The organism is Methanosarcina sp. WH1 (assembly GCF_000970005.1).
Taxonomy (GTDB): domain Archaea; phylum Halobacteriota; class Methanosarcinia; order Methanosarcinales; family Methanosarcinaceae; genus Methanosarcina.
The window spans coordinates 2727877-2750735 of sequence record NZ_CP009504.1; the positions used below are offsets into that span (position 1 = coordinate 2727877).

13 protein-coding genes and 1 pseudogene are annotated in these 22859 nt (G+C 42.0%); 7 read left to right on the forward strand and 7 right to left on the reverse strand.

From position 1 onward, the window contains the following. Positions 1 to 65: 65 nt before the first annotated feature. The 3 genes from MSWH1_RS11945 to MSWH1_RS11960 all read left to right on the forward strand — a co-directional run bounded on the left by MSWH1_RS11945 (position 66) and on the right by MSWH1_RS11960 (position 3535). Positions 66 to 917: a ribose-phosphate diphosphokinase gene (locus tag MSWH1_RS11945; protein ID WP_048128811.1), complete on the forward strand. Its 852-nt coding sequence runs from the start codon at positions 66 to 68 to the stop codon at positions 915 to 917. Positions 918 to 1649: 732 nt separating this feature from the next. Beyond that, entirely contained in the window at positions 1650 to 2465 is an 816-nt protein-coding gene (locus tag MSWH1_RS11955) for a hypothetical protein (protein ID WP_048128820.1), read from the forward strand. 275 nt (positions 2466 to 2740) lie between these two features. Further along, the gene (locus MSWH1_RS11960; protein WP_048130493.1) at positions 2741 to 3535 is read left to right on the forward strand and encodes a C15orf41 family protein; all 795 of its coding nucleotides are present in this window, start codon (positions 2741 to 2743) and stop codon (positions 3533 to 3535) included. A gap of 11 nt (positions 3536 to 3546) precedes the next feature. Here MSWH1_RS11960 and MSWH1_RS11965 read toward each other — a convergent pair whose 3' ends face one another. Both MSWH1_RS11965 and MSWH1_RS11970 read right to left on the reverse strand, forming a co-directional pair. Beyond that, on the reverse strand, positions 3547 to 6771 hold the full coding sequence (locus MSWH1_RS11965) for a DNA double-strand break repair ATPase Rad50 (RefSeq protein ID WP_048128821.1): 3225 nt from the start codon (positions 6769 to 6771) through the stop codon (positions 3547 to 3549). Beyond that, a complete protein-coding gene (locus tag MSWH1_RS11970; RefSeq protein ID WP_048128823.1) occupies positions 6768 to 8621 on the reverse strand; it encodes an exonuclease SbcCD subunit D in 1854 nt (617 codons plus the stop codon). Before MSWH1_RS11970 ends, MSWH1_RS11965 begins: the two co-directional genes overlap by 4 nt. 357 nt (positions 8622 to 8978) lie before the next feature. Between MSWH1_RS11970 and mmrce1 the strand changes: the two genes are divergently transcribed. After that, positions 8979 to 9848 carry an MmRce1 family CPBP family CAAX prenyl protease gene (gene mmrce1, locus MSWH1_RS11975; protein WP_048130495.1) on the forward strand — a complete coding sequence of 290 codons (870 nt, stop codon included), beginning with the start codon at positions 8979 to 8981 and terminating at the stop codon, positions 9846 to 9848. Further along, positions 9845 to 11176: an MFS transporter gene (locus MSWH1_RS11980; protein ID WP_048128824.1), complete on the forward strand. Its 1332-nt coding sequence runs from the start codon at positions 9845 to 9847 to the stop codon at positions 11174 to 11176. The genes mmrce1 and MSWH1_RS11980 overlap by 4 nt, the downstream gene beginning before the upstream one ends. Before the next feature lie 58 nt (positions 11177 to 11234). On the opposite strand, the pseudogene MSWH1_RS20895 reads toward MSWH1_RS11980, so the two are convergent. Then, a pseudogene (locus MSWH1_RS20895) lies at positions 11235 to 11380 on the reverse strand (DNA double-strand break repair protein Mre11); the annotation flags it as partial. A gap of 474 nt (positions 11381 to 11854) precedes the next feature. Between MSWH1_RS20895 and MSWH1_RS11985 the strand changes: the two are divergent. Together MSWH1_RS11985 and MSWH1_RS11990 are read left to right on the forward strand one after the other, a co-directional pair. Beyond that, the gene (locus MSWH1_RS11985) at positions 11855 to 13201 is read left to right on the forward strand and encodes a hypothetical protein (protein ID WP_156148170.1); all 1347 of its coding nucleotides are present in this window, start codon (positions 11855 to 11857) and stop codon (positions 13199 to 13201) included. 1266 nt (positions 13202 to 14467) lie between these two features. Beyond that, entirely contained in the window at positions 14468 to 15016 is a 549-nt protein-coding gene (locus MSWH1_RS11990) for a rubrerythrin family protein (protein ID WP_048128827.1), read from the forward strand. 106 nt (positions 15017 to 15122) lie between these two features. On the opposite strand, the gene MSWH1_RS11995 is transcribed toward MSWH1_RS11990, so the two are convergent. The 4 genes from MSWH1_RS11995 to glpX all read right to left on the reverse strand — a co-directional run bounded on the left by MSWH1_RS11995 (position 15123) and on the right by glpX (position 22793). Then, on the reverse strand, positions 15123 to 15728 hold the full coding sequence (locus MSWH1_RS11995; protein WP_048130496.1) for a sarcinarray family MAST domain-containing protein: 606 nt from the start codon (positions 15726 to 15728) through the stop codon (positions 15123 to 15125). A gap of 5 nt (positions 15729 to 15733) precedes the next feature. Beyond that, entirely contained in the window at positions 15734 to 19852 is a 4119-nt protein-coding gene (locus tag MSWH1_RS12000) for a hypothetical protein (RefSeq protein WP_231591765.1), read from the reverse strand. A gap of 393 nt (positions 19853 to 20245) precedes the next feature. Further along, positions 20246 to 21553, reverse strand: a complete 1308-nt coding sequence (locus MSWH1_RS12005; RefSeq protein WP_048128831.1) for a tRNA (N(6)-L-threonylcarbamoyladenosine(37)-C(2))-methylthiotransferase — start codon at positions 21551 to 21553, stop codon at positions 20246 to 20248. Between the two features lie 151 nt (positions 21554 to 21704). After that, positions 21705 to 22793: a class II fructose-bisphosphatase gene (glpX, locus tag MSWH1_RS12010; RefSeq protein ID WP_048128834.1), complete on the reverse strand. Its 1089-nt coding sequence runs from the start codon at positions 22791 to 22793 to the stop codon at positions 21705 to 21707. Positions 22794 to 22859: the final 66 nt, after the last annotated feature.

Genomic DNA, 22859 nt, shown 5'->3' on the forward strand with positions numbered 1-22859 from the left:
GGGCAATTTAAAATAAGCTTTTTAAAGGATGGGATATATCAAGACGGCAAACTGAGGTATGTATCTTGAAGATCATAGGTGGACCAGCATCACAGTTACTTGCCAGCCGCACGGCAAGGGCTCTAGAGACAGAGCCTGTACTCTGCGAGTTTAATTGTTTCCCTGACGGGGAACATTACCTTAGAATCGCAGACGAAATCGAAAACGAAAAAGTGACCCTTATCCAGAGCACGCCCACGGATTCCGATCTTGTAGCTCTACTTCAGCTTATTGATGCCTGTGAAGGGGCAGCTGAAATCAATGTTGTGATCCCCTACATGGGTTATGCCAGGCAGGACAAGAAATTCAAACCAGGTGAACCCATAAGTTCCCGCGCTATTGCCCGCTGCATTAACACTGACCGGGTTTTTACAGTAAACATTCATGAAAAAAGTGTACTTGAATACTTCCCCTGCCCCGCCAGAAATCTTGATGCGGCAAACCTCCTGGGCACATACATCGCAGGCTCTGGCCTCGAAAATCCCATGTTGATTGCCCCAGACGAGGGAGCTCAGGGGCTTGTGAAGAATGTGTCTTCAGGGCATGATTTTGATCATGACCACCTTCAGAAAACAAGGCTCAGCGGGGATACCGTTGTGATCAAGACAAAAACCCTTGATGTAACCGGGAGGCACGTTGTCCTTGTAGACGACATGATTGCAACTGGGGGAACAATGGCTGAGTCAATCCGGATGCTCAAAGCCCAGGGAGCAGTTGATGTCCACCTTGCCTGTGTGCACCCTGTCCTTACAAGAAATGCAACTCTAAGACTGTTCAATGCAGGAGTAAAAGATATTATCGCAACCGATACCCTCGAAAAGGCTGAAAGCAGGCTGAGTGTTGCCCCTCTTATTGCAGAAACCCTTTCAGGGATTTAATTTTGATTCAAAGACCTTTTGAAGACCTTTATATCCCGTGCCCGTTTGAGCAATTGAACTATGGATAACAGTATCAATAAAAATATTATTATTGGTTTCAGTCCCCTATCCAGGTTATTGATTCCAAACTGCGTCATTTGAGCGCCATATAATAGAAAGTATATATTGTTGTACCTTTGCATCCCTCATTCACGATACCCTGGACATACCTGCTGATAATAATATTACTTTCTTTTTATTCTATTGAATAAATGTAAAACGCAAACTATTAAAAAAACGAGAATTACAAACTATTAAAAAAACGAGAATTACAATATACATTACAGGTATCCCAGTTTAATATGTTCAATAGTTCCGAATAACCCCAGTTCGTTACTCCATTAACAATTCCCTCGTGGAAAAAATACTGGTACGATGCAAACAGCCAGAGAATCAAGAAACAGAACTCCGACGAGGAATTCACTTATTACATAAACAAGTTCTACGAAATAGACAACGGCACATCCACCAGCTACTTCTTCCGCGACGACGAACGCGTAGCCAAACAAACATCAGAAGAGCTGTATATTCAGTTATAAAAATCGACCTGCTTTGTAGAATATAGGTTTTCATCAAGCGTAGTAAAAGTAACAGATTATGAAGTACGAACCTTGAGCCATTTCAGAGTTTTAATCATTTACTCTAATTTTATAACCGTTAACTATTTTTTATGTTCTGCGCATTCTTAGTATTATGACCCTTCCAGAAGTTTGTCCGCTTGATGAAACCCAGACATGTAAAGGGCTGGAATGCCATCTATATTGCCTGGAATGGAGAACAAGAGAACCAACCTGCCTTATAGGCTACAATGCAACAAGTAAAGTCAGGTCCGGCATGGATGACCGTAAGAAAGATACCTATGCTGAAGACACATTCCGTAAGTTAGGGAGACAGCCCCTGTCCAGAATGAAAAACTCCTCGAAAAAAGGAGATTGGGCTCCTACCAGGTCAGTAGAAATCCCTCCTGAAAGACCTGTTGAGAGAAGGGAAGAAAAACCTTCTCAGAATTCGGAAAAAAACACCCAGAAATATTTCTTTGGATGCCGCGAAGCACCCGTGACTGCAAAAATGGAAAAATGTCATGAAGAAAGTTATGAAGAAAGTTATGAAGAAAGTTATGAAGAAAGTTATGAAGAAAGTCTTGACAAAGATCCCGAGAAAAGGCTGCAAAGAAGACGGGCTTCCAACGAGGCTGAAAAAGCTTCCCTTAGACTGGAGTCCAGGCTGAAAAAAGATTCTGTAGAAAAAGTAAAAGAAAACCCGATTATATATGCAAAGGCACGTCCAAAGGCTCCGGAAAAACCAAAAACCCAGGAGGAAGTAATCTCCAGAGATAGACATACAACAATCTTTGTAGCCTGTGATGAAGCAGAAAAGAAAAATATATATCCTTCCAGCAGGGAAGAAAAACCAGGAAAAGAAACTGAAAAAAGGAATAAACGCAAAAAACTTGATGAAGTGATGGAAATAGATCTTCCCAATAATTGCGAAGATGAGTTCTGGAGTTAAAAACACCTCTGTTGAGGAAAGAGATAACATTGACTAACTCAAAATTAACTTATAAGAGTAGAATTATAGGGTAACTCCAGCTAAACATTTCCAAGCAGGTCTGCAGAACCTGTCTGATGGATATCCTCCCGGAATTGCGGCTTGATTCCGGGTTTAATCCCTTCTGAAATTTTTCGTTTATGTTATTTGATTTTAATTTCTATGCTAAAAGCAAGTCATGTTATTCGATTTTATTTTCTATGTTAAAAACAAAAACAGGAATATGATGATTGAGGATGGACCGCCAGACATACCAGAAGATATACAGTTCACTGAATAACTTTGGAGACGTTTTTCGCCTTTCAGAGGAATATTCCAGACCTGCAGGCATGCTTGCTACCATTCTTAATCAGAAAATAGTGAAAATGACAAGGTTCAAGCACAGGAGAATCTATTCCAGAGAAAAGGAACTCTTTTCGAGGTGGAAGAAGGGGAGGTCTATTCTTGAACTCGCAGAGTATACGTATTTTCCTCCGACCCTCATGGCTTCCCTGATTCTCAAGAACTGTGACCTGTCCCGAAAAAGCATAAACTGGCTCTTCAAGCATCTCGACTGTATTGAAAACCGCCGCTTGAGAAAAGAGATTGGGAAAGCCCTTGATGCAGACTATTTCTTTTCTCCCCGCGCCCATGAGATGCAGTGCAAAAAAGGTGAAATGGGAGAGGGAATAATCCAAAGATGGCTTGACGACAGAAATATTTCTTACTGCACCGAAGCTGAAATCAGAGCTCATGGAGACGGCAAGACCCCTGATTTTGTCCTTTCGGACCCTATCTGCATAGAGGACCATATGGTCAGGTGGATTGAAAGCAAAGCCCTCTTTGGGGATGAATTAGAGCATAAACATTACGCAAAGAAACAGTTCGGGGAATATGCCAATATTTTCGGAGAAGGCATGGTTGTCTACTGGTATGGTTATCTAGAAGACCTACCATCCGAAGGCGAAGGTTACCTTGTAAAGGACCACAGCTTTTTTGAGGAATACAAAGAGCAGACTGACGAACTGTTCAACTACCTTGTATACTGGTAATGAAGGACCTTTCAAAGCCTGGTAATTGAGGACATGTTGGTAAGGGGATCTTTTTCTACTTGGAAGACGTGGTCTGCCGAATCGATCAAGGAATCGTCGTGGGAGACCACTATGATCTGGCCGACTCCGATGCTGCGCATCATGTCTATGAGTTTCAAAAGCTGCTGGATGTGCCCGCGATCAAGAAAAACAGTGGGTTCATCAAGGATCATAGGGGGAAGCCCTTCTGCCTGGTCTCCGGCAAAACCAAGAGCAAGGAGCCTGTAAATGGCACAGCGCAGGACAAGGTTGAAGATTGCACGCTCGCCTCCACTGAGGAGTTTGGGCTCGAGAGGAGTGCCGTCTTTTCTGTAGACGGTCAGATTGTACTCGGGGTCGAGCTCAATATGGGAGTAAGCATTGTTTGTGTACATGAAACTAAACATCTCATTTAAGAGGACGGAAAGGGCACCTATGTTCCTTGCCCGCATATCGGCCCGGACGCGCAGATAGGTGTTTTCAAGCTCTTCGGCATTGCTGTATACGGCTTCAAGGTACAGCCGCCTGTTTTCAAGAGCCTTCAGTTCTTCTTTGAGTTCCCTGAGGCGTTTTAAGCTGTTTTCAGTCATGCCGATTTCTTTAAGAAGGACATCTTTCTCGGCAGTTACTTCCCGGATTTTTTCTATAATATTTACCTGCGCCTGTTCAAACTGAGCGCGCTTCTCCTGGAGTTCTTCAAGCCTGTTTCCTTCCAGTTTTTCTTTCAGCTGCCTTATCCTCTCACTGCGTTCAAGGATCTCACGGTCAAAGAACCCCACCTTTTCTGCCAGGTTCCTTATGGCAGTCTCAAGCTCGGAGATTTTATGTTTGAGATTTTCCATGCGGAGCAGGTTGGCCTGGAGCTTTTTTGCCTGCCCGAGAAGCTTTTCACATTCTGCATGGGCTCGTTTTGCTTCGTCTTCCTTTTTCCGCATAGCTTCAAGGGCAAGTTCAAGAGCTTTGAGTTTTTCTTTTGAGATAGCTTCCTTTCCTGCAAATGCCTTCAATTTTTCACTGAGCTCTCCAAGCCTCTGCCCGTAATTTTCAATCAGGGCAAGAGATGTACGGATTTTTCCGTTAAGGGCTTCAATTTCAGAGGCGTTTTCGGCAAGCTTTCTTTCAAAAGCTTTTGCCTCGCGAAGAGCAATTTCACCTTCAATGTGTGCTTTTTGAGCTTTCTCTTCCTGATCCTTCAGAGCTTTAATTTCAGGAAGGAGCTGGCTCATTATGGCTTCAAGTTCCTGTTTTCGCTTAGCAAGGCTCTCGAGCTTGAGGGAATCTTCCTCTGTCCGAGCCCTGTGTGTCTCTATCAGTTTCTCGGAGGCTTTTGCTTTCGCCAGGAGTTTTTCAATCTCAATATCATAATCCGAGATTCGTTTTACTAGCTTCTTTGCGTCCTTGAGCCGGGTGAGTTTTTTCTCAAGTTCCACATTCTGGAGTTTTATGTCCGCAAGTTCCGAGGCAAAAGTCTCTTTTTTCAGCTCGCATTCTTCGGCTGTGCATGCAATTTCTGACCCTTTGAGTTCCTGCCCGCAGGTAGGGCACTTCCCCTCGGCAAGCAGTTCCCGGTTTTTACGGAGGCTCTTTTCAAGTTCCCTTAGAGTAGCCTCAAGCTCTTTTTCCCGCCCATGCAACCTGTTTTTGTTTTCCAGCAAAAGCTCGCTGAAATCCTCCAGGTTTTCTAGCTGGTCCTCGGCAAAACCTAGTTCTTTGAACCCCTCAAAAACTTCGGACTTCTGCTCCTGGACTTCCAGTACTGCTTTTGAGTTGTCCCTGAGTTCCTTTTCAAGAGCCTCGATTTCCGCATTTCCTTTCCCAAGCGCAGCCCTGGAGTTTTGCAGTTCCTTTTCAAGCTCGGCAAGATTCAGGTCCCCGGTCTCTTTTTCCTTGAGGGCAAGCCCAAGCTTTGTCGAAACTTCATTTCTCCGGTCCCTGAGAAGGCTTTCTTTTTCTTCAAGCTCCTTAATCACCTGAACGATTTCATCAGCAGCCCCGGAGCCTTCTTTAAAGCCTGCTTTTTCTCTAAGCCTTTTGTTTTCCTGTTCGAACTTCCTTATATTTATTCTGTGCCCTTCAATTTCCTTATTTGCAGCCCCGATACTCGCCCTGCATTCAATCAAGGTGCGTTCAGCCTCAGCTTTCTCATTTTCAAGCTCATGTAATGCCTGTATGCCGGTTTCTTCTTCTTTCTGGAGAAGAGCAAGTTCTTTTGATACGGCATTTACCTTTTCCCTGGCAAAAGACTCCTCTTTTTCCTTGCCCAGAAGCAGAGATTCAATTTCAAGGTCTCCAAAACCATATTCTTCTCTCAAACCGGCATTTTCTTCCCCGAGTTCGAGCAAAATACGCCTTTGCTCCCGCACTTCCCCGGAAAATGTTTCCTTTTCCTTAAAACAGCCAGCCTTATCCTCCTGAGACTTACGGATAGCCTGTTTCAAAGCCTCAATTTCCTGCAGGCGTTCCCTGTAGTCTGCAATCTTGATATCGAGTTCTCCTTTACGGGCAGCTGCAAATTCTTTTTTGTCATTAAGCTCGTTTAAGACAACGTCAGTTTCTTTCACTTTTTGCCTGAGCCTGTTGAGAGCTGCAACGGGTTCGGTGCTTTCAAGCCCTTCGATTTCGGCTTTCACACCCAAAAAGCTGTTTTTTGCATCCCTCTCAAGCCTTCTGACTGCCGTTTTCGCATAGCCTGCCCTTTCGCGGTACTCCTCAAGCTTTCCGAGCTGCAGCAGGTCGTCAATCATGCGCTGCCTGTCCTTTGGCTTTGCATTGATAAGCACGTCAATTTCCCCCTGCCGGATGTAAGCACAATTCCTGTATGCCTCTTCATCCATATTCAGGAGGGAACAGACCTCTTCATAGGTGCGGGTCGCCTGGTCGACAATATTTTCCCCGTCAGCATAGAGCACGCACTTTGAGCTTGAAGCATTTTCAGTTTTCGAAGAGTACCTGAAAGCCTGCTCAATAAGATATTCCCGCCCGAGATGTTCAAAGCCAAGGTTGATTTTTGCATTCTCAGCTCCTTTGAAGATTATGTCCGCAAGCACAAAGTCCTTTGAAAGGATCTTGCTCCCGAAAAGCCCCATGAAGCAGGCTTCGAGCAGGCTTGATTTCCCGCTCCCGTTTACCCCGGAAATAACTGTCACTCCGTCTTCGAAGGTGAAGTCCAGCTTTTTGTAGCTCCGGATATTTTCTATGTACAGATTTTTCAGCTTCACAGGTAATCACCAAGGTTATACTGTTTGGGCACAGCAGTCTTTTCTTTTCCTTTTCTATGGCTTTGTTTTACCGATTTTCCGGATTTAGCCGACATCTGAACTGGTTTTTCATCCTCAGGTTTTTCGGTTTTGCCCTCTCCATCTTTTTCTGAACTGGTTTTTCCCCCAGATTCGGAAAGCTTCCCAGCCTCTTTTTCTTCGGCTTCGGTTTTATTTCCGGCATCTATCCCGAGCTCAGCTCTTTCTCCACCTTCTCCAGGGATTTCTGCAGGAGATTCTATCGAAGCCCCTGAAGTTTTCTGAGAAGTTTCATAGGGGGAGGATTCTTCAGCCGAAGAATTAGCAGCATTTTTGGGCATTTCAATCTCTACAGATGCCCCTACAGATTCAGTATTTTCACATATTACGGGGGCATGAAGAGGTTCAGGACTTTCCTCAAGAGATTCACATGCCTTATTAAGAGGTTCAGGATCCTCATCAGGGCCTTTAAAACTATTATTGAGAGATTCAGAGCTTTCAATTCTTGCAAAAGCCCTCAGAATTTTAGATCTTTTGGCAGTTTCCGCCGCAAATTCAGCCCCTCCGGCGGACTCTAAGTTTTTAACCTGTCCATCTGCGCCTGCTGGTTTGAATTCTTCAGGTTCTTCAATCATGGCAGAGCTAACAGGGCTAACAGGAATCTCTATCCTGAAATCCGGGTCTTTGAAATCCAGTGCTTCAATCAAACCCGAAAGCCGGCTCTCGGTCTCTTCGTCCACTCTTGACCTTGGCACACCCGGATTCCGGATAATCTCATCGACTATCAGCCCACCGTCGTTTAAGCTCAGCCTGCGTATTTCTTCGGCAACCGCATGGTCAGGGTCAGAAAATGTGACTTTCACAACCTCTTCGATAAGAGCTTCTTTTATCCTGAGGTCTTTGACCCTTGCCACCAGCGCTCCTTTGCTCAACAGGTATTCTTCAATCTCACTGAAGGAAAGGACTGGACCTGGGTCTCCTGAGATATCCAGGAACACAACCGAGTCCGGAAGCTCTTCGAGGTGCTCATTAATGGCAGAAAATATCTGTTCATAAGGCTTTTCTTCCCCATCAAGTTTTGCCGGAATAAACAGAAAATTTCGGGTAGGGATGCTACGCTTACTGATTTCCAGCCCTTCCCCGGAAAGAGTGATAATATTGTAAGAACGGGGCTCACTTTCAGATGCACTATTGCGTTCGGTACTGCCCGGGTATGTAGCCCAGGTATCGGTCTTCCCGACCTTTATTTTTTCGTACTTGTGGTAGTCCCCGAGGAGAATTGCATCAACCTTAAAGGGAAGGTTTTCAAGCGTCTCAGCACAGTCCCAGTCCGCATACGGGAAAGGCTGCACGGTCTGGTGCATTACAAGAAGGTTCCTGCAGTTTTCCGGCAGGGATTCCGGAACTTCAAACCCTGAATAATCGTAAAGAGAAATCTTTGACTTCGGAACGCTGTCGATCCCGTATATTGCTGTATTTCCTACCAGTTGGGGTGTTTTCCCGAGCCTTACCGCGAGTCCCATTTCCTCAAAGAGGTCAAGCCACTGGGTATTTTGCTTGCTCTCGTGATTCCCGACAATCGCAAGAAACGGTATATTTGCAGCCTTCAACCGGAACAGGAGGTTCATAGTCTCAAGAAGGTCTTCAAGGGTCGGGTTCCTCGAATCAAAAAGGTCTCCAGCATGCACGACAGCATCAACCTGCATGTCAACCGCGTCCTGAATGACTACCTCAAAAGCTTTAAAAAAGTCCTGCCTCCGTACCTCGTTGTGGTACTGCCGGTATCCCAGGTGCGTGTCTGCTGTGTGGAGTATCCTTGTTTCCTGAACCATGAATATCAGTCTCTGATTTTAACGGTATAAGGGTTTGTATATTAGTATTTAACTCATTTCCAGAAATCCGTGGTTAAAAGCTCATGTTAATCTAGCGAAACCTGAAAATTATATTTAATCAATTCGACTAATGTATTGGAGTGGTTACTCTGTGATTAAAATTTGCTCTTTTTATAAAAAAATCACATATTAATATAAAAAAACATATATGTCATAAATAGAATAAACATTATAATTTGTCACATGCTTTACATAATACTGAAAATTAATGACAAATTTATTGCTTTTAATTGCAAAAATCAGGTTCAATAGATATAAAAATCAGAAACAGTCATGGTAATTAAAAGGTGGGGAAAGATGATTCTTAACCACAGGTACAAACCCGGAACCTATTATATTATGGTTTATATTATAACCTATGCTCTCTGGTTTCCAGCGGCATATTTAAGTTTTCATGATGATAGCGGACTGTATGAATTATTACTATTTCTTGGACTGATGGTGCCTTTTCTTACTGCACTATTTATGATTTTTATATCTAAAAATTCGGATTTAAAAAAGGATTTTATCAACCGATTTATTGATCTCAGGTTAATAAGGCCAAAAGTGCTATTGGCATTTATTTTACTAATGCCACTCACTGTTCTGGTATCTATCTTTCTTTCTCTTCCATTTGGTGGATCGACTTCTCAATTTCAATTTGCCGAAAGTTACTCTTTTTCATCAGGGTTAGTCCCTGCGTTTCTTACTCTTATCCTGGCTTCAATTTTTGAAGAGCTTGGATGGAGAGGATACGGCTTTGAAAGTCTGCAAAGCAGACACACTTTCTTTACGGCATCGATTGTTTTCAGTATACTCTGGTCGCTCTGGCACTTCCCGCTGATCTTTATCAATAACATGTATCAGTACGAGATTTTCCACGAAAACATCTTGTATGCGGTGAATTTTTTTGTCAGCATCATCCCTATGGGAGTGATTATCAGCTGGATTTACATAAAAAACGGAAAAAGTGTTCTGGCAGCGATTATCATTCATATTTCCATCAATTTCTTGCAGGAAGCTCTGCAAATGACCCAATTTTCAAAGTGCATTGAAACAGTGGTTATTACTGTCGTTGCTGTCATAATTATCATATTAGATAAAGAGATGGTTTTTTCAAAAGAACATCTTACTACTGGAGTTGACGAGTTACCGAGAATGAAAGGGTCATCGGAGTTAACTGAATGACAGATAACTCCCAAAATCTCTATTCCAAATTTCTTTTTATCTGGTTTGGACAATTCATTTCAATAATAGGTAGTGGCCTTACTATTTTTTCCTTAGGAATATATGTATATCAACAAACAGGCACAGCTTCAAGCTATGTCTTTATACTCATGTGTGCTTTTTTGCCACCATTTTTACTGAAACCCTATGGAGGTATACTGGCAGATCGCCATGATAGGCGTTTAATGATGATTTTAGGGGATTCAGGATCAACTCTTGGGCTTCTCTTCATATTTATTATGATGCTAAAAGGCAATATTGAACTCTGGCAAATTTATCTTGGGATTGCAATCAGTTCAACGTTTTCAGCTTTTCAGGACCCAGCCTATAAGGCCCTGATTACGGACCTCCTGCCTGAAAATCAATATGCTAAAGCAAGTGGATTAGTGCAATTAGCAAGTTCAGCTCAATATTTAATTTCTCCTTTTTTAGCCGGAATTATACTCACAATAATGGATATCAAATTTGTTTTTTTAATTGATGTTGCCACTTTTTTAATTGCCAGTTCCATTGTTATATGGATAAGAAATATCTCAGGCATAACACAAATTACGAAACCAGAACAGAACAACATGGCTGACCTTAAAGAAGGTATTCAGGAATTTTCGAAAAATAGAGGTGTGGTTAATCTGGTTATTACTACCATGTTCGTGCTCTTTTTTGTCGGATTGCTTCAATCTCTTATTATTCCGATGCTGCTGAATTTAACTACAGTAAAAGCAGCAGGAATCACTCAATCGATCTGTGCATCAGGTATACTGATCGGAAGCCTGTTTATCGGGGTATTTGGCAACAAAAACAAATATGTAAAAACTTTATCAATCTCACTATTCATTTCAGGCATATTTTTTGCCAATCTTGGATTCTCAACAAATATAGCTTATGTCACTTTAGCAGGATTTCTATTCTTTGCCACCCTGCCTTTTATTAATACCTCTATCGAAGTTTTAATCAGAAAGAATATCGACAACAGCAAGCAGGGACGTGTTTGGTCGATTATCTCAATGGTTACTTATCTCGGCTCCATCATAGCTTTTGCAGTCGCAGGTTTTTTAGCAGATAAAATATTCAATCCACTTTTAGAACCTGAGGGCTTATTGTCTGAAACAACTGGTTCTATTATTGGAGTAGGAGAAAGCAGAGGAATTGCCTTAATGTTTATAATTTCGGGGTTAATGATTTCTATAATTGCTCTCTTGATCTGGAAAAATAAAAAGATAAAAGAATTAGAAAATATTGAAGGTCAGGGTAGTGAACTATCTCAAAACAAATATTATATTGAAATGTAAATTTAGAATTGTCAGGAAAGTGGATACGGCTATAGGAGTAATTATCAGCTGATCTGCATAAGACAGCGTCAACCTGCATGTCAACCGCATCCTGAATGACTACCTCAAAAGCTTTAAAAAGTCCTGCCTCCGTACCTCACTATGGTACTGCTGGTATCCCAGGTGCGTGTCTGCTGTGTGGAGTATCCGTGTTTCCTGAACTATGAATATCAGTCTCTGGTTTTAATGGTATAAGGGTTTGTATATTAGTATTTAACTTATTTCCAGAAAAACACGTCTCAGTTGAATGAGGGAGTTTAACACCCGAAACACCGGAATACAAGCTCATAAACATAAACCTGATGTAAAACTCAAATATGCAAGTTCAATAAAGAGATTACAGTAAAAAACATTTTCATTTTTGAGAAAAGACGACTAGATTATAGATATCACTCCTTAAGACCTTTCTAAAAAACCGCCACCCTCTGCGAAACAGAGTAAACGCTAAATTCAGAACTAAAAGAGCGTAAGGAAATGTGAAAATTATAAATTATCATGGATTGTAATTTTGAGCAGTCATTGCAAATACTTTCTGAATATTGCATTAATAGTAATTCTGAATATCAAATACGCAAAAATTTCAAAATCTTTTTGATGAATAACAACGAAGAACTGGTAATTTGTATTTGGAGGAGTAAATTGGAGGATAGTGACTCATTTTTTTTATATTTGAAAGAAAGCATAGAAGGTTATTTTCGAGAGTATGCATGCATTAGCGAAGAAGAGGTAAAGATCGAAGTATCTGGTACTCTTAATTTTGGTGGTGTTCTTTTTACCTCAGATTCAGTTGAGTCCTCTTCTGTAAGTAAAAAATACATTGACCAACTATTTTCTCCTTTGCATTCGGTGTCAATAGAAGGAGAAACTATAATTTTCAATGACTATTTCTATGAATCATTAATTAATTTTGATCTTGAAGTAAGAGACCAAGAAAAAAACAAGATTATTCATAATATATTTAATAGTGAAAAAGTAGATAGTTACAATAAATTAACTTATAAAATAGCCCCTTTATCAGAGTTGTTTCTAGTCTTCTTATATAAGAATATGAGCAAAGATGAAAGAAAAAAATTTATTTACCTTTTAGTAGGTTTATCTTATATTAATCTAGTCACATTTAATGATCGAAGAACATTACCTCATAACTTAATTGAGTTGTTGATACTTTTCCAAAAAAAATTAGTTACTCTACAACTTAATTCGAAAGAGCCTTTAGATTACAGTTCTTTTAGTAAATTAAGTGATGCTTATATATTCAATATTTCGTACAATTTAAACATTCCTTTAGCTAAAAAACTATCAATAGACGGTTTATTTCCATCTGCTGAGCGATTAACAGAGGGGAAATTATCCTTCAACGAAATTGATTGCCCAAAAAGAACTTATGTTTCTGACTTAGTTTATCACTACGAGACAGCGATATCTACCGAAAATCCACATCTTCAGTTTCTTGCTTTTTACCACATACTAGAATATTCCTTTGAGGAGGTTTATAATAAATATCTTCTTGATTCTGTAAAGAATAAAATAACCGACCCCAGTTTTTCCTATAACAAAACAGAAAATATAACTGAGCTTATAAAAATAATAGAAAAAAGTCTCAAGAAAAGGGATTCAGAATACAATTACGATGAATTAGAATCTTTGAGACTTACTTTAAAAGAATACATAGATAATGATACTTTGAAAAATCAGATTTCGAGATATGATTCAAGCCTAATTCATCATTATAGCCAACCAGTACCATTTTTAGGAAAATATAGTATCGATTTTAATGCAAATCCAAAAGAAATAATAGTGAAGATTGCTGAAAGAATATATAAAGTAAGGAATTCTGTTGTTCACAGTAAAAAAGGAAATAAATTCATTTGTATGCCATTTAAGCACGACAGGCAACTGAAGATGGAAATTCCTCTTATCAGATTTATAGCAGAAGAAATAATTATAAAAACTTCTACACTAATTGACTTAAATCAAACAGAGTGACTGAATTTAATCACTATTTTCCTTTATCCAATCCCATCTTATTGTTATTCGATCAGGATTTGTTTAGGATTGATTTCATTGTAAGAAACTTAATGATTACTCAAAAAGAGAGCTTTAATCAAAGTTCCACTGGCACACCCCGCTGCAATCAACAGAGTATGTTCACGCCACCGCTTCCAAATGAGTCAAATTATACTTACTCAGCTTTAAACCCTGGAATTAATTACCTTGAAATAAAAGTAGGACTTACGCACTTAAGTAACAAAATCAATCACATTAGACATTGCGGTTAAATGTATTATTTATTTGGACCCTATCAGGATAATCGGGCACGAAACCCGGCTTGGTAAACCTATGAATTGCATTCGTGGCACGTTTTGAGCTAATTCCGTCTCCAGAATCCCCATATCAGGAAGTCGGTACTCCACCATTTTTTATTTCATCTTCTCAATGTGTTTTAAGAATTTTATCACTTTCATTTTTTCGCTGCTTCTTCGACTCAGTTCCAAAATCCAGTGATGAATGTAAAATCAAAAATCACTGGATTTCAAAATTGGTTATAATTCTTTGAATACGTAATCAGGATTGACGTCTATAGATGTCGAATATTGAGTTTAGTCGAAGTCTGAATTCTTTGTGCAAATTCAGTGTTTCAATCAAAAAATGCAAAAATCACTGGATTTTGGACCAGAGTCGCTTCTTCTGTCCCCTCATATAAATATCAAAACCGGAACACTTCGAACAGGAATGCAGGTGAACTGATACGCCTTTTTCACTGTTGAAACATTTTCCACAATACGGACATTGTGCCATATTTTGTATTTACGTTTTGTATCATGATTAACTTCATGATGAATTTATAGTTGTCATGAAGCTAAAAAGAAGATATAATTTACTCAATATGCTTATATGGACATATAGATCTCAATTCAGAATGAGAAAAATATAAAAAATATAAAAAAGTATTCTGTTTATATTCCCCATTTTTTATCCAAGATTTCTCCATGAATTATTTACCGTCTAGAATAACATCTCCCAGGGGAATTGCTTTAAGATGCTCTCCTAACCAAAAAAGTTTTTATTCTCTGAACTCAATTAAAAAGCAAGCCTGGACTTACACAGTTTAACTGAAAAAAATAGCATGAAACTTCAAACGGTCTCGATTAGAATATCTGTGACAGGCCCATCCATTATTTATTTTACTCCTAAAGTACGTAAGTCCTGAAGTTATAAACTATCGAATTTTGTTTAAAAGGGGTTTATAAAATGAAAAAAATGACAGAACAACATCTTATCAATGCATTTGGTGGGGAAAGCCAGGCACACATGAGATACTTGCACTTTGGAAACCAGGCTGAAAAAGAAAAATTCACAAACGTAGCCCGCTTATTCCGTGCAATCTCCCATGCTGAATATGTACATGCAGGCGACCATTACAAAGCATTGAAACACCTCAACGGGGGCTTTGTCGCAAACAGCATGGCAGCTTTTGGCCCCGGAGATACCCTGAAAAACCTTCAACTGGCAATCGACGGCGAGACATTTGAAATTGAGGAAATGTATCCCGTATACATAGAAGTAGCAAAATTCCAGGAAGAAAAACTCGCACAGAGAAGTTTCGAATGGTCCTATGCTACTGAAAAACTGCACAAACAGCTTTTTGAAAAAGCATTCGATGCAGTTAATGCGGGAAAAGATGTTGACCTTGGGCCTGTCCACGTCTGTGAGGTCTGCGGATATACTCTCGAAGGAGAAGCACCCGATAGGTGTCCCGTATGTGGTGCAGTAAAAGAGAAGTTTACAGCTTTTAGATAATTTCCAAAAAGCAAGCTTATCCTATAACTCAAAACTTACTTTTTTGAATTTCGTATTTTTAGAATATATATAGGATAAGCCCAAAATGAGTCTCCATGTAGGATTTTCACCTGCGGAACAGGGCAAAAGCCAATGTAAGAACTGAAATCGCGCCGAGGAGTGTAAAGGCTGGCGTGGATGCGGATGTCGAGGAAGGTTCGGTTTCCGAAACTGGATGTTCCTCAGAAGTCGGGATTTCACCTTCGTAGTGTTCGTTGGAAATATAGGGATAAACGACTGTGAAACCACCTTTAACAAGAGGCTCTGGACTTCCATGGTCATAAATTTCATAATATATATCCAACGGTAGTGATCCTTCAGCCCATCTTTCAGTCGGTTTTACCATCCATTCATATTCTATCGTAGAGTTTGCCTCTAAAATATTCGCTTTTGAGTAGTCTCCTATTCTCACAGTAGGACCATCTATAATTTCAAAAGAACTCTTTTCCATGCATGAAAGTGATGCGTAAACGTCGCTTTTTTGATTGACTGTTAAACTAATTTTTATGCTAAATGGTTCCCCTATTTTTAAGGTTGGTTTTGCCACTTCCGTTCCCGGCAAAAGTTTATTGTTATAATATACATCCATTGAACCGTATTGAGATTCGGCTAGGGTGACACTAGATGTAAGTAAAAAAACTAAAAGCGCAGAAAATATCAACTTTACTTTTATCATATTTACCCTCTCAATTCGTCGACAAGATTATCATATTCTTCCGATTTTTCATTCGCCATTCCCATCTTATCTCCAACACCTTTTGGGCCTGGGCCTACAATTGTTGTAGAATATCCAGTGAGATGAAAAGTAATTATTTCGTTATTTCCTAATTTTAATGCAATCCCATCTTCATCTTTTTCAAATGGATGCATTACTTGTGAACTCTCCCTCACATACTTTTGTCCCTTATGTCCAAAGTAAGGTTTGGGAATCACTTCATTATCATTATCGATAATAGTAAACACTTCATATCTACCAATAATCTCATACGTCCAAACATTAACCGTAAATACCCAGTGTGGTGGCAGTACAGGTAACCCGCAAGGAACAGCTGCCATCGTCCTGTCCAGCCTTTTTGTGACCTTGTCTGCGATCTCCCCAGAATACCTATCCACGGTCTCGTTTGCCATATTTTTCAGCTCACAGTCAATTTTTCCAAAAAGAATATCAAGAGCCTCACCTTTGCTTTCCGTGACTGCACAGATGCCGCTTGCAACTCCCATTCTAACGTCTGTGTCGACCCTGTTCAAAGTAGCTTCAAGTTCATCAGGCTCAACCGAAGGGTTTGAGTTCTGAATTTCTGTTTTTACTATGGCTGCAAGTTCGGTTGCGAGCAGGTCTGTAGTGGATTTTTCAATTAATTCTTCATCGGAGAGGCTGTTAAGATAACCAGCTGTGACTGCACGGACGCGGTCTTCCTCGATCCAGCCGGAAACAACAGGATTTGAACTTACCTCAGCGACTACCTCTTCAGTAATCTGATACCTCATTTCTTGGGTATAGACCAGTTTCAGGTTGTAAACTTCCGTGTTAAGGTGGGCTGTGTCCAGGGAAATTTCCTGTTCGCTGAGGTTCTGCTCCAGCAGGTAAACTTCTGCGTTAAGGGTGGAAATGCTCTGGCTGATCTGCTGTGCGGTTTCGGTTTTTACGTATTCGCCGCTTGAGGATATGGCATCTGCAATTTCTTCGGAGATGTTGGTTGTGAAAATGCAGGTGTTCCGGACGCCTAGGGGGTAGATTGTTTTACTTCCCATAGAGTCAGCCCACTCGTATTCTCCCCGGAGGTCGAAGTCCGGGTCGTGGTAGAGATAATTCGGCTTCTGGTCAACGATGAGGGTCAGGTTTTCGGTCCAGTTGTATTTGCTTTCGGGCTGGCCTGTGACTTTCATTGTGGAGATTATGCCCATTTCCTGCCCAAGGGCAGAGGCAGCCATATCCATTGCAGGGTTATCGAAAAGGGTCATGGGGCCGGAGGTCACGCTGTCAAACGCGCCGGTGCTGAGGCCTTTTTCCTCAAGGGCATCGAGGATGTAGGAGTTAAGGTCGGAATCCAGTTTTTGGTTCTTCTGCTCGATGTCGTCCAGCAACCTGTTGTAGGCTTCGTTTCTTGCAATGTAGCGGGCTGAGTCGCTGGATGCGTACATATCTCCGGCTGGGGTGAGGTGCGGCTCTTTATTTACGTAGGCTTCCCGGCTTGCTTCGAGGTCAAAAATTAGTTTTTCGGCAGTCTCCACCTGAAGGTCTGTAGGATCCTGGCCAGGAGAATCAAGGAGAGAGTAACTGAAGGTGGGGTTGTCACTTTCAACAGCATCAAGCATTGCCAGCACCTCATCAGCCATAACCCTGTGCAACCAGGGTGGGATATCACAGTTGACGGCGCGCTGTGCGAGATACATCCCGTCAGGGTAAGTCCAGAAAGTGCTTTCTAGCGTCCTGATATTCACATAAGCATCCCTGTATTTGTCTGCGGCATCGGAACAGCAGGGATCAAACCTCTCTGCTCCGGCAGTGTACAGGGTTGTTTCCCTGTATTCCCTTTCTATCGGGTCGGTATAGGTTGATATGCCCGTATAACCGCCTGTGGGAAGGCGCTGGTGGTAAATTATCGTAAAATTTTCAGATTCTGTTTCGGTGTGGAAAAGGGATTCAGGGTCTGTTTTGCTTACAAATTCCAAATCCGAGCCACTTGATGTAGCATAAGTTGTTTCTATGGACGTGCTGCCGTCCTCATTATGGCTGATAGTCTTCCAGGCATACGTGTATGTATAGTCATAATTAATTTTCCACGTTGTCCTGATGCTATAATATATATCATACCGGATGCCCCAATCAAAAATATGGTCCTCTCTACTGAGATAGCCGTCGTCGGTCCTGTACTCGGCAACAAGCACGTCATTACCCCTGTACTCGTAATGGGGCTCTACTCTTACGTCGGTTATTTCCACGGAACTCAATCTAACAGAGGCATCCGTGATATACCAGCTTTTTAGCTTCCCTCTTGGAGGATCGATTTCAGGGTCCATAGTCTCAGAATATAAATTCGTAACAGGGTTACTCCAGGAGTAAGAGGGCACACGTGACCCTGCATGCGTACCCGATGCAAGATAGTCGGAGTCCCAGCTAACGGTATGCCCGCTGTATGAAACCGAATCCCGGTCAAAATCCGCTGTGATTGTTGAAGCCAGAGGGTCAGGAGAATTGAGGCCGTCCCTTAAAATCTGTCCCTGAACCGGAGCCGTGTAAACACTGTCTGCAACATCATGGATAAGGTCAGGGGTTTCCTCTTCCCACAAGTGGTCATTGAAGACCCAGCCGTCGAGGACTCCTTCCGTGTAGTCCGAGGCTGAGACTGTTATTTTCGAATATTCGGAAAGCTCGTCATAGGAAGTGTTTACATCTTCAAGAGACTGCTCTATACCCTCCTCAACATCCAGGGAAAAAGACCTGTTTTCGGCAAGGGAAGCGTAGGTAGTCGAAAGGTTTACGTCCTCATCTGCTTCATAGAAGGTTCCTGAAGAATTAGAGCCGGTTGAGTTCAAAAGGCTGGGACTCGTTTTTGAACTGCTGGAAGCGTGAACGTCTTCATATAGGACCTTTCCATTGTAGTAAGTGGTGTATGTAAGAGCCAGGGGATCAACCGAGTCAAAAACTTTTTTTTGAGTGTAGAGAGTGGCTCCGTTAACCGAGCTTGCAAGGGCAGGGTTGGTCAAAATATTAAGAGGTCCATGTGCATAGTGCTGCCAGGGCCCGTAAATGAAAGACCTCAGGTTCGTCGCCCCGAGCACGATATTGGAGGTTGAGTCAAGGCTTGAAGATGTCCCAAGGGCGGTTTCATATTCCCGGACAAGTTCTTCGAGCAAAGGTTCCCTTGAGGTGATAAGGGTAGTGAGGTTCATGCTCATGTTGAGCGATTCTCCGGATTCAAGGTCTACAAGGGTGTAATTCAAAAGAGGGATTTCAAAAATATAGTAAATCGTGTAGTTTTTGTCAGAGGGAGAAATTTCTCGCTGCAAGATCCCGTTAACTTTCTTTACTCTTATCTGCTCGGGTTCTATATAAGGTTCTACATTAACGGCGTATTCCATGAAGGTGTGGCTGTTGCCCTGGTAGTTTACAGACAGCAACCGGTTAAAAGCCTCTGCTGCAATGTCCTTTATGGGGCTTGCTTCAATCCGAAACCAGTCTGAGGCTTTGAGTTCGTCTCCATAATATAGTTCAATGGATGCATATCCTGATTCTGCAGTTTCCGGAACTTCCATATATTCTTCAAAGGAAACTTTTTGAAGAAAACCGGTAGCCTGCCCATAGTTCACTCGTTTGATTTCCTGCCCTGAAGAGTCATTTACAACCAGGGCAACGTCTTTGTTTTTCCATAGTGATTCGACTTTACCCCAGACGTCTGAAGGCAGGTTTATGGAAATTTGAAGTGTGTCTCCCTTCTCAAGGTTCTGGTTTTGCAGAATTACCATAAAATTATCTTCAGAGGACCTTTCAACCGGAGCACCCTCGGGCAGGATCACAGGGTGTTCTCCCTGCCACTCCAGGGCTTCTGTCCCGGCATAGTTAAGGCAGCGGGCAAGGTCAGATGCCGCAAGGGATATAGCAGTCTGCCTGGGATCGCTTTTCTCTGTAGTATAGATTGTTTCGGCAACCTCACTGTCCATTTTCATCAGGTAGACCGAAGTGAATGTTGCAACAAGGACAATGAAAATTCCGATTACGGCATATGGAATATAGGCGCTGGTATCCTGAAAAAAACAAGAACATTTAGAACATTTAAAAGATTGTTTCCCAGCCATATACCTCACTCAGGAAAATAACAGAATATAAAGAATGGAAGAAATAGAGTGAAAAACATTAGAGAGTTATATACATAAATAGTTTACTTTATTTGAGAGAGTGTTATAAACAAAAATAAAAGAGAATCACATAAAAATCAGAGTTAAGCAAGTAAAAAAACTGAGTGAAGAGCAAAGGTCGTCCCCTACTACATGGTTGAGATTCCGGGGTCAGACTTCCCAGTACGGCTATTGATTTAGTATATATCTACTGTACGCAGGCGAGGTCAAACATTGCGCAGCGCGTGGAAAAAAAGAACGCGAGATACCATTTGCGGTCATTTCGGAAAAAATTCCAACCAATTAATTAGAGGGCACCGAGATTTCATTTTCATTTGCTGACATAACTCACCCTTAATTGATAATCTTCCCCATAAAATAGCCGGGCTTCGCGCTCATAATTTCCACATTAGTGTATTCCCCGGGCTTGAGGTCGGAACCACTAATCACAACAGGACGGTAAGAGTCTGTACGTGTGAGTACATCCCCCATTTCCGTATATTTTGAGACAAAAACTCTGCCTTCCCAGCCAATCATCTCCCGCTTGGACTTAATCTTTATCTGCTCGCATACTTTGTGTAGGTTGTGGGAACGCTGTACTAAAATTCGGGAATCGAGGTTCCGGAAAGAAAAGGCTTTTGTGTGTGGGCGTGGGGAATATCTGGAAATATTGACCTTTTCCGGGCAGTATTTTTTAACCCATTCTATAGTTTCTTCGAAATCCTCATCAGTTTCATCACAGAAGCCAACAATTATGTCGGTAAAAAGGGAAAAATCTTCGAAACGAGCACGGAATTTCGTAATGATTGTGTCCACAGTATCCATTTTATGTAGACGGTTCATATTTTTCAAGACTGAGTGGGAAGCGGACTGAATCGGAAGATGGAGGAGTTTGAAAACCTTATCAGAGTCGAAGGCATCCACAAGCTCGTCCAGGATAGGGAGAACGGAGAATGGGTTCATCATGCCGACCCTCACTTTGAAGTCGCCGGGGATTTCTGAAATCATGCGCAGGAGCTCAGGGAGTTTGACCCCGGTATCCATGCCGTACTGACTGTCGTCCTGGGAGGTGAGCCAGATTTCCCGGCAGCCCTCTGCAACTGCCGAACTAATATCTTTTACGATTTCCTCAGGCGGGAAAGAGCGGAGTTTGCCCCTTGCATACTTTACGATACAATAGGAACAGGCGAAGTTGCAGCCCTGGGAGATCTGGCAGATATGAATATTTGGGTTCGCCCGCTCGCGAGGAACATTCAGGAACCCGATGGGCTCGGAAGTCCGCAGTTCCAGGTGTTCTCCCCCAGGCAGCCCTTCCATTCTCCTCTTTTCGATTGAAGAGAGAAGCTCACCTATACGGGAAACCGCATTTACTCCAAGAATATGGGCTTCGGGGTTTGCATGCAGAATATCTTCAAGCTGGACTTCGGGCATGCAGCCGGAAACAATCACCTGGACACCCTTCTCACCCATACTGCGGATCTTGTAGAGAATCTTCTGTTCTGTTGTGTACTTGACCGTGCAGGAATTGCATATATAGACCTCTGCCTGACCGGCATCAGCAGAGCTCAACAACTCGTGCCCGAGCCTCTCAACACTTGCTTTCATAATCTCGGCTGATGCCTGGCTTGCTGAACAGCCAAAACTCTCTAGATATACTTTCATATTCTTACTTCACATTTTGATATGATAATTTGAATTCTTTGGTTTAGAACTGATCTTCATAATCCACATTTTTGGACTATACCAGAAGATACATGATCCATACTGGTCCGTGTTTCAAAAAAAGATTAAAAACGAAAAGATGAAAAAGGATTTACAGGTAGAGAGGAGTCTCCCGTTTATCCTTGATATAAATACTGTCTGTGAACCTGACAGCTCCAGATGCACCCATAGAAACCGTGTGTACTCTGGCATCTCCACTTCCAAAGAGGTTAACTTCACGCAGGAAGTGACCTGGAGTTACGGCTGTTGCGGAAAAAATTACATCATTACCCGGAACAAGTTTATTGGTATCAAGGACATCATTTAGTTTCTCAAGGGTAATCCCCATCTGTTCGAGCCTGGGCATTTTTTCCTCTATTTCTTCATCGATCTTGTCCCTGGTTTTTCCATTTGCAACCGTTGGCAGGACAAGCCTTGCAAGGATTTTCCCGCCCAGGATCTTGATTGCAGCAGCTGTAAGAACAGCCTCCCCGGAGCCGCCTGCCCCCATAACCACATGGATGCCTGAGCCACGGATGGCGGTTGAAACGCCTGGCATAAGGTCTCCGTCAGTAACCAGCCTTACACGAGCTCCAGCTTCCCGGATTTCGGTTATCTTCTGGACGTGCCTGGGGCGGTCGAGGATTACGACAACGAGTTCTTTAACGCTTCTTCCAAGAGCTTTTGCAACAATTTCAAGGTTGTGCCTGACAGGTGCATCCAGATCAATCTTTTCGTCGGGATGATCATTTTCATAACGAACGACATCTGGCCCGACAACTATCTTGTCCATATAGATGTCCGGGCCGTGGAAGATCCCTCCCCTTTCAGCCATTGCCATTACCGCAACCGAACCCGGGTAGCCGTCTGCCGTAAGGTTTGTGCCTTCCAGGGGGTCAACTGCAATATCAACCTCAAGATTTCCTGTCCCTGTCCCGACCTCTTCCCCAATAAAAAGCATGGGAGCTTCGTCCCTTTCTCCCTCTCCTATCTTAATTATGCCTTTCATGTTAAGTCTATTCAGCATCCTTCGCATGGAAGCAACTGCTACCTTATCAGCAAAGTGCTTGTCCCCGCGTCCCATTTGATAGGCTGCGGCAATGGCAGCAGTTTCTGTTACCTGAATAAGCCTTGGCAGTAACTCACATTCGATGGGTCCGGCACACTCAATCATTTCTTCTACTGTCTTTGGATGAGGCATGATAATCGACTCTTACTTCCTGCTTCCTGATAATATCCTGATAATAATAATCCTTTTCTGAATATT